A 12,888-nucleotide genomic window follows, 5' to 3' on the forward strand; every position below is an offset into this window, starting at 1 on the left:
TTACAAGTCCTCCCTTGATTAAAATGTTAGTGACATGTTGGCATCTTTAGCAAACTCAATAAATGAAGCAGCCCCACCAACTTCAATACCTTCAACGAATGCATCTTTTTCCAAACTCATTACATCCATTGTCATTTGACAAGCAATTAATTTAACATCCATTTCTTGAGCAATACCAACTAATTCTTCAATAGATGGTACATTGGCTTTTTTAAATCCTTCTTGGAAATGTTCTTTCCCTTCTGGAAGTGGTAAATTTTTGTGTCCTTCCTTATGAATTAAATTTAATCCTTCAAACGTAAAGAAAATTCCCACCTCTGCGTCTGATGCAGCTGCAGCACTTGCGATATTAAATACTTTATATGCGTCAAAAAGAGACCCATTAGACGCTATGATTGCTACCTTTGTGTTTGCCATTTTCAAAATTCCTCCTAAGATTTATTGATTGCCCTCCGTTGGGCCTTCCCAATTTGTCATGCCTGGTACTACATTTTTCACACGCTCAAAACCTTTTTCTGTAAGCTTTTGTGCAGCTAAATCACTTCTATTTCCTGTTCGACAGATAACGTGTATATCTTGATCTTTGTTTAGCTCTTCAAAGCGTTCTTCCAGTTCATCCAGGGGTATATTCACAGCACCAGGGATATGACCAAAGGCATATTCAGCTGGTTCACGAACATCAAGAATAGAAATAGCTTCTTCCCCTTCTACTTTGTTACGAAGCTCCTCTAAATCGAGAACGTCCTCATGTTTCGTCTCACCTTTTGTTTCCTCTTCGCTTGCTTTTCTCAAATAGTGTTTCAAAACATCGCCATCTTCTACTGTCCCCAGATATTGATGCCCTGTACTTTCTGCCCATGCTTTCATATCAGCAGTTGATCCTTTATCTGTTGCTTGCACTTCAATAACCTGACCTGGATCTAAATTTGTAATTGCTTTTTTTGTTTTAACAATAGGCATTGGACAGGCTAAACCTTTTGCATCTAACACTTCATTTGCTGTAATGCTCACCAGTACTCCTCCTTATTTCTCAACTTCATCTTCCCAACTCAACATGCCGCCTTCCATATTCGTCACGTCAAACCCTTCATTTTCTAAAAAACCACATGCTTTACCACTTCTACCACCTGATCGACACACCAAATAATGATGTTCATTTTTATCAATCTTATCTAATCTCTCTGGAATTTCACCTAATGGTATATGCTTAGCACCTGGAATTTTCCCTTGTGCAACTTCTTCATCTTCTCGAACATCGATAATACTCAATTTTTCTCCCGCTTTTACTTTCTCAGCTAGTTCTTTTGCTGTAATTTCTTTCATATAATCCCCCCCCTCCATTCGTATATAATTTTCACCTAAAAGCATTTTATATACTCACTCAATATACCTACTAGGGTATTACATGAACATTATATACACTATAGGGTATATAGTAAAATAATGTGCATTACTCATTTAACTATGGTGTAAATAAAAATTAACCTGAAGTACATTTATACCTCAAACTTAATACTTAAAACTAAAATTAATTCCAGATTTGATTCATACGATATAAGAATAATCAGTGGTTCTTAAGAAAAAATATCCTTGAAACATTTAAATGAGACGAAAATTCATACAACGTAGAAAGGGAACCTACAATGACTATAGAGATACTTGTTACATTTGGAGTTCTATTATTAGCTGTTATTCTTTTTATAACAGAAAAATTACGTACTGACCTTGTTGCCATTCTAATTATGATTATTCTTCCGTGGACTGGTATTATTTCCGTAACCGAAGCATTCGCCGGTTTTTCCTCTAATGCAGTTATCTCTATCGTCGGTGTCATGCTAATTGGTTACGGTGTGGAACGTTCAGGAATTATGGGAGCTGTAGGTGAATTTATTACAAAACGAGTAGGAAAAAAGGAAAAAAATGTAACGGCCAGCACTTCATCTGCTGTTGGAGTTATATCTGCTTTTATGCAAAATATCGGTGCCACAGCATTGTTCCTTCCTGCTCTCCGTAAAATCGGTAAAAATGCTAACATTCCTTTTTCTAGAATTGCTATGCCAATGGGTTTTTCAGCGATTCTCGGTGGAACTATTACAATGGTCGGATCAGGTCCATTAATCATTTTAAATGATCTTCTTATAGAATCTGGAATTAAACCTTTACATTTATTTAGTGTTACACCCATCGGATTAGCTTTGTTAATTGCTGGCATTCTCTACTTCTATTTAATAGGTGAATGGGTGTTACCTAAAGCAATAGGGAAAGATAAACAAAGTGTAACAGAGGCAATACGTAAAACGTATGAATTACCTAAAGACATTTATGAATTTGATATTACTGTAAATAGTAAATTATGTGGAGAATCGATTGAAGACATTAAGATTTGGACAAAATATTCTATAAATATATTAGCTTTAAGTGAAAATGGAAATCACCTCTATAGTCCTTGGCGAAAAACACGTCTACAAAACAATCAAACCATCGCTATTTTAGGACGGAGAGAAGATGTTGACTCTTTTGCAAGTGACTATCAGTTGAAAATTAAGGATACTTTAGAAACATTCACCAATTTAGATAATGAAGACCGTGCAGGTTTTGCAGAAATTGTAATTCCGCCGAACTCATCGGTAATTGGAAAAACACTTAAAGATATTGCTTTTAGAAAGACATATAACGTTGAGCCAATTGTTTTTATTACGCGTAAAGGTGAAAAGCAAGAATTAAAAGAAATCCCTTTAGAGTCAGGAATGCAGATGGTTGTGTTCGGTCGTTGGGAAAATATTATTACTATGAGATCTACTAGAGATTTTGCCATTCTTACTGAATTAAACCCACCAGAACCTGAACCAAAAGAAGATAAAAAGATACATGCACTGATTAGCATCATCTTAGCTCTTGGTCTAGTTTTTTTGGGATTCCAGCTTTCCCTTAGCTTTTTTTCAGGTGCCTTACTAATGATTCTCCTTGGTGTTATTCCAAAAGAAGAAATGTATTCCGCAATCGACTGGAAAACTGTCTTTCTTTTGGCTGGATTAATACCATTAGGGACAGCGTTTGAAAATAGTGGTGCTGCTAAGTTTACCGCAACAGCAATCATCAACATGGTCGGCAGCTGGGGTACATTAGCTATACTTTTCGTGATTGGGATTATTACGATGCTGTTTTCTTTATTTATGTCTAATGTAGCTGCAACTGTTCTATTAGTACCACTCGCCATTATGATGGCAAAAACATTCCATATTGATCCTACAGGACTTGCCCTATTAGTAGGAATATCGGCATCAAACTCATTTATCCTTCCAACAAATCAGGTCAATGCCTATATTATGAGCCTGGTGGGTATCGAAATGCTGATTATTTAAGAGCAGGGAGCTTAATGAGTCTCATCTTTTTAGTTGTATCTGTAACAATGATCTATTTATTTTTCATTTAATCAAAAAGGAAGGCTGTGAGAAAGAGATTTTTCTATTTAAAAGGTGGGATGGAACAACCACTCCACCCACCTCATTATTGATTATTCTTACGTAAGAAAACCAAAACTACTGGAACGAGAATCAATGAAAGAATACCACTTGCAAGTGATAAGACCGTATAACTCCAACTTGCCATAACAATGCCAGATAAGGCTCCACCAGTTGCTCCTGCTAATGCAACTAACACATCCACAGTCCCTTGTGTCCTTGCACGATTTGATAATATTGTTGAATCAACGATAAGTGCAGTTCCACTGATTAACCCAAAATTCCATCCTAGCCCTAGTAAAGCTAAAGCAATAGTGAGCACGAATATAGAATCAGTAGGTCCATAAGCAGCTAAGACACCAGCTAACAGTAATGTAAGTCCTGAAACAACAACCATTAAATGACGACCAACTTTGTCAACCAGGATTCCAGTAATAAGTGAAGGAAGGTACATTGCTCCTATATGAATACCAATAATTAATCCTACTTTACTTAAGTCATGCCCATGACCTCCCATATGAACAGGAGTCATCGTCATCACTGCAACCATTACTAATTGAGTTAAAACCATTACGGTAGCACCAACAATGATTCCTCGTTGGTTTATATTAGTACTTTCAATTTCGATTTCCTTCCCTACAATCTCTTCTTCATCTTGTTGATTATTTAACGCAAGTGCTTGTGCTATTTTAAGAGGATCTGGGTGAAGGAAGGTAAATACCACTATCCCAGCTAAAATAAAGGCAGTTGCAGCTAAGATAAATGGACCTGCTAATGGTGGAATACCCAATAACTTAGCAAATTGTCCCATAACGTCAACTAAGTTAGGTCCTGCAACAGCACCAAATGTTGTTGACACCAATGCAACACTTACAGCAGTTGCTCGTTGCTTCACACTCGCTAAATCTGTACCTGCATAACGAGCTTGTAAGTTTGTTGCTGTACCAGCTCCATAAACAAGTAAAGAAAGAAACAGAAGAACAATGTTGCCCATTATAGCTGATATGACTACACCAAGTGCACCGATTCCACCTGTAATGAAACCAGTTGCTAGTCCTATACTCCGACCAAATCGTTGTGATAGATTCCCAACAAGCATGGAAGCACCTGCTGATCCTAATGTAAATAATGCGACTGGAACACCCGCATAGCTATCAGTACCTAACATATCTTCTGCAAGTAACGCACCAACAGTGATTCCTGCCGCAAGACCTGCACCACCAAGAATCTGAGCAATCATGATAATTATAAAGGTACGTTTATATAATTTCCTCTGTTTTTCTGGATTATTTATATAAGCATTTATCAATTCAGTACAGTTCTTGTCTGCTTTAACATGCATAGACATTATTACCCCACCACATCTAAAAAATTTATTACAATTCTTTCTTTAACCAACAAACCTCAATCCCAAAATACACCCATGGGTATAATTAGAGGCATTAAAAAAGGCCATAGATAAGATTTCTACAGCCTCCTAACCTGATACTCATTCCACTATTTATAAAGAAAATTACTAAGAAATACTCGATATAAATTATCTACTTTTCACAAGCAAATTTACTGCTTCTTTAATTAAATCTTCTGAGCTTTCACCAGCTTGCTTTTGATCACGAATACATTGTTCAAGGTTTGTACTGACAATTAAAGCCGCTGTACGATCAAGAGCGCTTCTGGCAGCCGACATTTGTGTTATTACTTCACGACAATCTTTTTCTTCTTCCATCATTCTTAATAAACCTCTAACTTGTCCTTCAATTCTTCTCATCCTATTTTTCATTTGAGCACTGTACTCCATAGTAGTAGCCCTCTTTCCTTAATTTATTTGGTAGGTGATATCCACAGACCTGAAAGCCTTTTTTTCGTAGAAATCTTATACTTAGGTTGCTTTCAATATAATCCGAGGCAACCACAACAATTTTCTTATTTGATGGTAAATCAACGTAATGTCGATTCAAATAAGCAAGTGGGATACAATAAGCACTTGCCTTCGTATCTTTACTAGACGAAATATAGTCTCTTGTATCTAAAATAATTACATCTTCTGTAGTATTCATGACATTGTTTAGTTCTCTTAGTAGACTTATTCCCCAAACAGGCATATATCTTTTGTAGAGAAACAGAAGACTGAGTAAAATAATTATTATTAAGACACCCATTGATCCTCCCCCGTTTCTTAAGATATTTATATATTATACCCCTCTAGGTATTTTTTCAATATAAATAAATATACTATATCTTAAGTAATAATAGAATGGAAAAGTAAATACCAAAGACCACTGCAATAATTATGACGAATAATCCAAGTAAGATAATGGTAAATTTCGGCGCATAATAGGATTGATTATTAATGGCACCTATTTTTCTTATATAGGAAACCATGGCTATGAAAATTGTAGCTATTCCTAATATTACAGAAGCCATACCTATTGTATTAGCTAAGAAATCACCCAGGCTATTCAGGCTTGACATCATTGTAAAATGCAGATTGGTAACAAGAAATCCTACTCCAATAATAGCGATTGCTGTTCTAATCCACGCTAAAAATGTTCGTTCATTCGCCATATGCTGTTGAATATATTTAGAATCCTTCGTTGCTTGTTTTTGATTCTTTTCTTTTTCCATAATAGTCTAACACTTCTTTATTAATTATTTTATATTACATTTCTTTTATATCCCATATTATTACCTAATTATTGAATAGACATTATAGTTTTGTTTTTTGTCATAACAAATTTTCATCATTCTTTAACATAACTAAATTAGAATATATAACTAGATAATTATATAAAAACAAACACTTATGAGAGCGAGGGATCACGTATCAAAAAAATAGCTATATTTCTTATCACAATCGGTACAATTTTATTGTTTTTTGGTGGGTTTCAATTTTCCCAAGGATTTTTAGCACAAAAAAATAGTTTGGAAGAAGCTAAAGAATTAGTAAGTATTGATACCCAATCAAATATAGAAATGGGTCAAGACCTAGAAATCAATACAAATTTCAAACCAAGTATAGGTGAGACAATAGGCTTGTTAGAAATCCCAAGTATACAAGGGACGTTACCGATCATAGAAGGAACAAACCCTGACGAATTAGAAAAAGGAGTGGGACATTACCGCGGTACCGCTTTCCCTATGCAAGATGAACAGATTGTGCTTTCAGGGCACAGAGACACTGTATTTCGAAATTTAGGTGATGTTAAAGTTGGAGATACCATTACAGTAAACCTACCTTATGGTAAAAAAACATATGAAATGGTTGACTCTAAAATAGTAGATGCAAATGACCGTTCCATTATAAAGCCAACTGGCGAAGAGGAGTTAGTGATCACCACATGTTATCCATTTTCTTACGTTGGCAATGCTCCCGATCGATATATTCTCTATGCTAAACCAATAAAAACAGATTAAGGTAGTCATTTTATAACTCATTATATTGTAGTTATAAGTTACCAAATAAGAATAGCTACCATATGCTTCAAATGCCGTATGATAGCTATTCTTGTTTATTAACAACTAACTAAATTATTTCATAAATGTTCTTAGTCCTTATTAATTTCTTGCCTTATGAAATTACTATATTACAGAATATCCAACCAAATTTTAATGGCTGTACCAGCAATTAATATTGCTAAGATAACTTGTAAAAGTTTGGTATTCACTTTTTTACCAGCATTTGCACCTAACGGCGAAGCTATTAAACTAGCGATGATCATAATTGCTGCTGGGAAGTATTCCACTTGCCCTGTCGTCACTTTCCCTACTGTTGCACCGATGGAAGAAATAAACGTAATCGCTAATGAGGAAGCAATTGTCATACGTGTTGGAATCTTAAGAACTACAAGCATAATTGGAACCAATAGAAACGCACCAGCTGCCCCTACAATTCCAGCTCCAACACCAACAATTAAAGCTAAAGTAGCTGCGAGCCACTTGTTAAACTTTACTTGATCTAATGGAATATCATCAATACCTTTTTTAGGAACAAACATCATCACAGCAGCGATTAATGCTAATATTCCATAGGTTAGATTTATTCCACCTTCAGATAATAATTTTGAGCCGTATCCACCAATAAAACTACCTATAAGAATACTAACACCCATATAAGCAATAAGGGTTTTATTTAAATAGCCACCTTTTCGGTACGCCCATACACCGCCAATCGTTGCAAACAGTACTTGGACAGCACTAATTCCTGATACCTCATGCGCTGTAAATGCTGCTACACCGAATAATGGTGGAATGTATAAAAGCATTGGATATTTAATAATGGAACCGCCTATGCCTAGCATTCCTGAAATATAAGACCCAGCAAAACCAATTAAGAATATAGTGATGATAAAAGCAAAGTCCATTGATTATCCCCCCTAAAGTAAAGGGAACCATGTACATGGTTCCCTTATCCTATTTAACCTTTCTTAATCCAAAACTTTAATACATCATTTTCCTCTGTATCTTGTAATAGCTCATGGCCTCCAGATTTCGCCCATGCAGCTAAGTCACTTTTCGCACCTTTATCTGTTGCGTGTACTTCCAAGATTTGACCAGATTCTAATTCATTCATCGCCTTTTTTGTTCTTACGATTGGCATTGGGCATGCTAACCCTTTTGCATCTAATACTTTTGTTACGTCCATTTCTATTCCTCCTAAATGTTTTTATTTCATATTTTATAATTAACTATTAACGTACCGCACAGCGGTTTGGTCCAATTTCCATTTCTCTTTGTTTTTCTTCTTCTGGTGTAACCTTACCCATATTGGTTTCACGAATTTCCTGGTATGCGTTCGGTTGTGGCGGTAAGTTTTCCGTCACTAGTCTTCTAAATTCGGATTCATCTTCAATGTTTAATCCGTGGTTTTTTGCAAATAGTGTGCCTAGTTTTTCAGCTACACTTCCATCCTCATTTAACTCATCGATAATCATAAAGTGTGCTGGTAAAACGATTAGTTCCTCTGATAAATCTCTGTAACGAGAATATAGACTTTCCCTTAAGTCACCAACCCAGTCTTCAGCTTTCCCAGCTAAGTCAGGTCTTCCGATAGAATCGATGAATAAAATATCACCTGACAATAAGAATTTTTCATCTACCACAAATGATGTGGAACCAATGGTGTGTCCTGGTGAATATAGGGCATGAATATCAATTGCAGTATTCCCAATTGTTACAACATTCCCACCTTCTAATGCTGCATATTCAAATGTCACATCTTCTGCATCTTTAGGAGGTAACCAGTATGTTGCACCTGTTTGTTCAGCAATCTTTCTTCCTCCAGAGATGTGGTCAGCGTGTAAGTGTGTATCAAACACGTTTGTGATCTTTGCATCTTTACTTGCAGCAAATTCTGTGAAAATATCTGTCATACGTGTTGCATCAATAATTGCAGCTTCTCCATTTGAAATTACCATGTAAGAAAGACAACCTTTACCAATACGAACAAACTGATAAACTTCGCCACCGTCGTTTAAATCCCCAACTTTGACAGGCTCTAAGTGTTCACTCCAAGCTTTCATTCCACCTTGCAGGTAGGACACAGTTAATCCTTCTTCCGATAGCAATTCCGCTACCATGACAGATGAACCTTCTTTTGCACATACTACTAGAATTTCTTTATTAGAAGGTATTTTATCTAAAATTCCCTCGACCCCATCTAGGAGATCAAAGTAAGGAATGTTCAAGTAATCGAAGTTATCTCCTTCAATCTTCCAATCTGCGAACGCATCTTCATTACGAACATCTAAAATAAATAACTCTTCTTTATTAAAAACCTTTTGTGTCACTTCATGTGCTGTCATCATATTTACAGTCATCTCTCAATTACCCCCTATGGTATTATTTGTTGTGAAAAAATATACTTATTTCTTCAAAGCATCCAAAATACTATTTGGATCAAAACCTAAAACCCATGTACCATTCACTACTGATTGAGGCACACCCATTTGTCCGGTTGTTTGAACAACACGTTGCATCGCTATTGGATCATTTTCTACATTAACTTCTTGAAAAGCGATATTTTTATCAGTTAAGAAATTTTTTAACATCACACAATACGGACATTTTGTTGTGGTATAAACAGTTATATGATTCAATATTTCACCTCCTAAATTTTATAATTTTGTTGTCTCTCCAGTCCATTGGCTCATACCTGGTATCACATTAATAACATTTTCAAAACCATTTTGCGCCAATTTCTGTGCGGCTAAATCACTTCTACTTCCAGTTCTACATACGACATAGATTTTATCTTCTTTGTTTAACTCTTTTACACGGTCATCCAATTCTCCTAATGGGATTGAAACCGCACTCGGAATGTGGTTAAATGCATATTCTGCTGACTCTCTTACATCAAGAACAACAATATCTTTAGTCAACTTTGATTCTAGTTCCTCATTTGTAGCTATATAAGGATGTTTCTTTTCAACCGTATCTTCTTCAGATGATTTTCTTAAATAGTGTTTTAGAGTGTCGCCTTCCTCAAGTGTGCCTAGATATTGGTGTCCAGAACTGTTAGCCCAAGCCTCCATATCAGCTTTTGATCCTTTATCCGTTGCTTGCACTTCAATCACTTGCCCTGCTTCTAAGTCCTTCATTGCCTTTTTCGTTTTAACAATTGGCATAGGGCATGCTAACCCTTTAGCATCTAATACAAAATTTGCATTAAGTGATTCCATTTCAAAACCTCCATTACCCATACGGGTATATTTTTATTTAAAAAAATTACTCTGTTTCGCCTTCCCAAGCCAGCATTCCGCCAACCATGTTGATTACGTTGAAACCTTTGCTTTCGAGATATTGTGCGGCGCGACCACTTCTACCGCCAGAACGACAAATCATAATATATTCCTTTGATTTATCTAATTCATGCATTCGGAATTCAAGTAAACCTAGTGGAATATTCACTGAATCCGGGATTTTTGCTTCTGCTACTTCATCCACTTCACGAACATCAACCATATTTATATCTTTATTCTCATCTAATAATTTTTGTAGTTCTTTTGTAGAAATTTCCTTCATCATTATTATCTCCTTTCTTATTAAAGTACTTTTGATAATGAATAGCATCAGTGTAAACCTTACACTGAACTATTCAGTTAATTTATCTCCAGGCATTCATGCCACCCTTTACATTGGTTACACTAGTAAAACCTAATTTCTTCAGCATCTTTGATGCTTTTTGACTTCTCATCCCACTTTGACAAATTACAACTACCTCTTTATCCAGTGAAAGTTCATTTATTGCTTTTTTACCTAGTGTATGAAGTGGAATATTTTTAAAACCTTTAATATTATTCCCTTTAAATTCTGCCGGTGTTCGCACATCAACAAATTGCTTACTTTTATCTTTTATTTCTGTTTTGAGTTCTGTTGTTGATATGTTTTTAATCCCTTTAACGGGAATAAATCTTTTAATAATAAAGAACAAAACTAACGCATAAACAACATAATTTATATATTCCATTCTATCGTCCTCCAATTAATGAAGGAAAAATTCCTTCATTATTATATAAACAAGTTTACATTTCCATCTTCAGCGTCACCAAGATAAGCGGCAACTCCTGCATAATCAATACCATCTAATAGTTCTTCTTTTTGGAGTCCTAATAGATCCATTGTCATTGTACATGCTACTAGCTTAACATCTTGCTCCTTTGCCATTTCAACTAAGTCTGGTAATGGCATTGCATTATGCTTTTTCATTACACCTTTAATCATCTTTGGACCAAAGCCTGCAAAGTGCATTTTCGATAATCCCATTTTATCTGCGCCTCTTGGCATCATTTTTCCAAACATTTTTTCCATAAAACCTTTTTTCACTTCAATGTTTTCATCTTTCCTTAGAGCATTTAAGCCCCAAAACGTATGAAAAATAGTTACTTCATGATCGTAGGCAGCTGCACCATTAGCAATAATATATGCTGCCATTGCTTTATCGTAATCTCCACTGAATAGAACAATGGTTGTTATTTTCTTTTCTGACATGTTAATCCCCCTATAAGTTTCTATATTTTAATACCGTTACCCCTACGGGTATATATAATAATAAAATAAAAAGTGGGTGTCAACCCTCTATATAATTTATTATTAATTTAACTGTGGCGTTCGTCTACAAAACCTATAATATACCCTGCTAGGTATTTTGTCAATGATGTAATTTAATTTATTTGAGAGTTAATACTTAATTGGTTATATTACAATCATTTCTTCCTATCTACAGATTCGTTTATGACTATAGGAACAAGAAACCCGAGATTTAAATTCATTAGATTCATCCTCTTAAGTTACCTTCTTTATCATATATCCTTAACGGTATTGTAGCTGTTATTGTATTACTGTACCATGAACTCCGCAACCGCAATTTGAACAATTAGATAATACAAATAAAGAAGACATAAGATGATTATTACATCCAAAGCTCTCTTTATTTGTATTTCTGTTTTTTTATTTTAACATTTACTTTAGTTTTTTATATGTAAGTTAATTTTAGGTTATCTTTAAGGTAATATTCCATCAGTTTTTATCAATCCCCTCTGTAATTACTTACCACCAAATTCGTTGTTCTTTACCTTTGGAAATGTCAGCATTCTCATCGCCTCCATCCCAACTAAGCGTTCTCAAACATGCTCGTACATCTTCCTCAAGCCTATTTCTTTCCTTTCCAATCGTAATTAGGTGTCCTGATTTTTCATACCATTTTAGCTTTTTTTGATTTGAAGATATTTGATTCAGAATCATAGTCGGATTATTCATATCTATTACTTGATCCTGACGACCTTGAATGACAAATGTAGGTGGTTGAATGGATGGAAGGCCTTCTTTAACTTCCTTAATTAATTCATTGAGGCCATTAATTGCATTCATTGATTGTTGACTTTTAAGGACTTCCATTTCCTTATCAATCATGTCATCATACTTACCTTCCCTCTTTTTTTGTTCTATTGTTTAGTACAAAATCATATTTCTGACCGTAGTTTTATGAGAAAATCCTAACGGCGCACACATTGGTAATGTACCAACAATTGGGTAGCTTGCTGCTAACTTAAGGGAGAAAAGTCCGCCTAACGACAGAACAGTAATTGCGATTTTTTTATAACCTTTGTTTTTTAGAAGGTTATATCTACCTATAACTGATTCCCACCACTCCTGATCAGTTGATTGAATCAAGTTTTTAGTTTCATTCGAACCATGCCCTTTATACAGAGGCGCATGAACAGTATATCCATTACTTTCCAAGTAGCGTCCAAGCATACGGACATCTGCTGTAGTACCGGTAAAGCCATGTAACAAGAGTACAGCACGATCTCCACCTTCAAAGGTAAAAGCCTCCGGAGATACAGTTTTCATAGTAGTCCTCCTTTTAATTAGGAATGATTGTTTTGTGTCTTATTATCTTTCTCTAATAGTTGGAGACTTATTACTATGA

The 12,888-nt window shown here is 35.3% G+C and carries 17 protein-coding genes and 1 pseudogene; 2 read left to right on the forward strand and 16 right to left on the reverse strand.

Annotated elements, in window-relative coordinates; translation table 11 throughout:
- Window positions 1-18: 18 nt before the first annotated feature.
- The 3 genes from QQS35_RS04295 to QQS35_RS04305 form a co-directional block, all read right to left on the reverse strand.
- The gene (locus QQS35_RS04295; RefSeq protein ID WP_285930613.1) at window positions 19-417 is read right to left on the reverse strand and encodes a DsrE/DsrF/DrsH-like family protein; all 399 of its coding nucleotides are present in this window, start codon (window positions 415-417) and stop codon (window positions 19-21) included.
- 21 nt (window positions 418-438) lie between these two features.
- Entirely contained in the window at window positions 439-960 is a 522-nt protein-coding gene (locus QQS35_RS04300) for a sulfurtransferase TusA family protein (RefSeq protein WP_407933942.1), read from the reverse strand.
- Between the two features lie 63 nt (window positions 961-1,023).
- Window positions 1,024-1,323, reverse strand: coding sequence for a rhodanese-like domain-containing protein (locus tag QQS35_RS04305; protein WP_285930615.1), 300 nt, complete (start codon window positions 1,321-1,323; stop codon window positions 1,024-1,026).
- A 320-nt stretch (window positions 1,324-1,643) separates the two neighbouring features.
- Here QQS35_RS04305 and QQS35_RS04310 point away from each other — a divergent pair, with 320 nt between their 5' ends.
- Window positions 1,644-3,362, forward strand: coding sequence for an SLC13 family permease (locus tag QQS35_RS04310; protein WP_285930617.1), 1,719 nt, complete (start codon window positions 1,644-1,646; stop codon window positions 3,360-3,362).
- A 145-nt stretch (window positions 3,363-3,507) separates the two neighbouring features.
- On the opposite strand, the gene QQS35_RS04315 is transcribed toward QQS35_RS04310, so the two are convergent.
- From QQS35_RS04315 to QQS35_RS04330, 4 genes are all read right to left on the reverse strand, one after another.
- Entirely contained in the window at window positions 3,508-4,809 is a 1,302-nt protein-coding gene (locus tag QQS35_RS04315) for an MFS transporter (RefSeq protein ID WP_285930618.1), read from the reverse strand.
- Window positions 4,810-4,998: 189 nt separating this feature from the next.
- Complete coding sequence (locus QQS35_RS04320; protein WP_285930619.1) at window positions 4,999-5,259, reverse strand: metal-sensitive transcriptional regulator; 261 nt, start codon at window positions 5,257-5,259, stop codon at window positions 4,999-5,001.
- Window positions 5,231-5,620, reverse strand: coding sequence for a rhodanese-like domain-containing protein (locus QQS35_RS04325; protein ID WP_285930620.1), 390 nt, complete (start codon window positions 5,618-5,620; stop codon window positions 5,231-5,233). The genes QQS35_RS04320 and QQS35_RS04325 overlap by 29 nt, the downstream gene beginning before the upstream one ends.
- Before the next feature lie 73 nt (window positions 5,621-5,693).
- Window positions 5,694-6,086: a YidH family protein gene (locus QQS35_RS04330; RefSeq protein ID WP_285930621.1), complete on the reverse strand. Its 393-nt coding sequence runs from the start codon at window positions 6,084-6,086 to the stop codon at window positions 5,694-5,696.
- A 243-nt stretch (window positions 6,087-6,329) separates the two neighbouring features.
- On the opposite strand from QQS35_RS04330, the gene QQS35_RS04335 reads away from it, so the two are divergent.
- Window positions 6,330-6,875 carry a class D sortase gene (locus tag QQS35_RS04335; protein WP_285930622.1) on the forward strand — a complete coding sequence of 182 codons (546 nt, stop codon included), beginning with the start codon at window positions 6,330-6,332 and terminating at the stop codon, window positions 6,873-6,875.
- Between the two features lie 170 nt (window positions 6,876-7,045).
- On the opposite strand, the gene QQS35_RS04340 is transcribed toward QQS35_RS04335, so the two are convergent.
- From QQS35_RS04340 to QQS35_RS04380, 9 genes and pseudogenes are all read right to left on the reverse strand, one after another.
- A complete protein-coding gene (locus tag QQS35_RS04340; protein WP_285930623.1) occupies window positions 7,046-7,822 on the reverse strand; it encodes a sulfite exporter TauE/SafE family protein in 777 nt (258 codons plus the stop codon).
- A 53-nt stretch (window positions 7,823-7,875) separates the two neighbouring features.
- A complete protein-coding gene (locus tag QQS35_RS04345; RefSeq protein WP_285930624.1) occupies window positions 7,876-8,103 on the reverse strand; it encodes a sulfurtransferase TusA family protein in 228 nt (75 codons plus the stop codon).
- Window positions 8,104-8,149: 46 nt separating this feature from the next.
- Window positions 8,150-9,277, reverse strand: coding sequence for an MBL fold metallo-hydrolase (locus tag QQS35_RS04350; RefSeq protein ID WP_285930625.1), 1,128 nt, complete (start codon window positions 9,275-9,277; stop codon window positions 8,150-8,152).
- A gap of 45 nt (window positions 9,278-9,322) precedes the next feature.
- Complete coding sequence (locus tag QQS35_RS04355; RefSeq protein ID WP_285930626.1) at window positions 9,323-9,556, reverse strand: glutaredoxin family protein; 234 nt, start codon at window positions 9,554-9,556, stop codon at window positions 9,323-9,325.
- 18 nt (window positions 9,557-9,574) lie between these two features.
- Window positions 9,575-10,138, reverse strand: coding sequence for a sulfurtransferase TusA family protein (locus tag QQS35_RS04360; protein ID WP_285930627.1), 564 nt, complete (start codon window positions 10,136-10,138; stop codon window positions 9,575-9,577).
- Window positions 10,139-10,184: 46 nt separating this feature from the next.
- Entirely contained in the window at window positions 10,185-10,481 is a 297-nt protein-coding gene (locus QQS35_RS04365) for a rhodanese-like domain-containing protein (RefSeq protein ID WP_285930628.1), read from the reverse strand.
- An 82-nt stretch (window positions 10,482-10,563) separates the two neighbouring features.
- Window positions 10,564-10,926, reverse strand: a complete 363-nt coding sequence (locus QQS35_RS04370; protein ID WP_285930630.1) for a rhodanese-like domain-containing protein — start codon at window positions 10,924-10,926, stop codon at window positions 10,564-10,566.
- Window positions 10,927-10,967: 41 nt separating this feature from the next.
- The gene (locus QQS35_RS04375) at window positions 10,968-11,447 is read right to left on the reverse strand and encodes a DsrE/DsrF/DrsH-like family protein (protein WP_285930631.1); all 480 of its coding nucleotides are present in this window, start codon (window positions 11,445-11,447) and stop codon (window positions 10,968-10,970) included.
- Window positions 11,448-12,005: 558 nt separating this feature from the next.
- Window positions 12,006-12,809, reverse strand: a pseudogene (locus QQS35_RS04380) (alpha/beta hydrolase).
- Between the last annotated feature and the right edge of the window lie 79 nt (window positions 12,810-12,888).

Source organism: Aquibacillus rhizosphaerae, assembly GCF_030282825.1.
Lineage (GTDB): Bacteria > Bacillota > Bacilli > Bacillales > Amphibacillaceae > Aquibacillus_C > Aquibacillus_C rhizosphaerae.

Excerpts from the sequence above, each read along its gene's own strand:
- QQS35_RS04370 (WP_285930630.1), bottom strand. The coding sequence starts at position 10,926 with ATGGAATATATAAATTATGTTGTTTATGCGTTAGTTTTGTTCTTTATT.
- QQS35_RS04305 (WP_285930615.1), bottom strand. The coding sequence starts at position 1,323 with ATGAAAGAAATTACAGCAAAAGAACTAGCTGAGAAAGTAAAAGCGGGA.
- QQS35_RS04340 (WP_285930623.1), bottom strand. The coding sequence starts at position 7,822 with ATGGACTTTGCTTTTATCATCACTATATTCTTAATTGGTTTTGCTGGG.
- QQS35_RS04365 (WP_285930628.1), bottom strand. The coding sequence starts at position 10,481 with ATGAAGGAAATTTCTACAAAAGAACTACAAAAATTATTAGATGAGAAT.
- QQS35_RS04315 (WP_285930618.1), bottom strand. The coding sequence starts at position 4,809 with ATGTCTATGCATGTTAAAGCAGACAAGAACTGTACTGAATTGATAAAT.
- QQS35_RS04310 (WP_285930617.1), top strand. The coding sequence starts at position 1,644 with ATGACTATAGAGATACTTGTTACATTTGGAGTTCTATTATTAGCTGTT.
- QQS35_RS04345 (WP_285930624.1), bottom strand. The coding sequence starts at position 8,103 with ATGGACGTAACAAAAGTATTAGATGCAAAAGGGTTAGCATGCCCAATG.
- QQS35_RS04375 (WP_285930631.1), bottom strand. The coding sequence starts at position 11,447 with ATGTCAGAAAAGAAAATAACAACCATTGTTCTATTCAGTGGAGATTAC.
- QQS35_RS04300 (WP_407933942.1), bottom strand. The coding sequence starts at position 960 with ATGCCTATTGTTAAAACAAAAAAAGCAATTACAAATTTAGATCCAGGT.
- QQS35_RS04295 (WP_285930613.1), bottom strand. The coding sequence starts at position 417 with ATGGCAAACACAAAGGTAGCAATCATAGCGTCTAATGGGTCTCTTTTT.
- QQS35_RS04330 (WP_285930621.1), bottom strand. The coding sequence starts at position 6,086 with ATGGAAAAAGAAAAGAATCAAAAACAAGCAACGAAGGATTCTAAATAT.
- QQS35_RS04350 (WP_285930625.1), bottom strand. The coding sequence starts at position 9,277 with ATGACTGTAAATATGATGACAGCACATGAAGTGACACAAAAGGTTTTT.
- QQS35_RS04320 (WP_285930619.1), bottom strand. The coding sequence starts at position 5,259 with ATGGAGTACAGTGCTCAAATGAAAAATAGGATGAGAAGAATTGAAGGA.
- QQS35_RS04325 (WP_285930620.1), bottom strand. The coding sequence starts at position 5,620 with ATGGGTGTCTTAATAATAATTATTTTACTCAGTCTTCTGTTTCTCTAC.
- QQS35_RS04360 (WP_285930627.1), bottom strand. The coding sequence starts at position 10,138 with ATGGAATCACTTAATGCAAATTTTGTATTAGATGCTAAAGGGTTAGCA.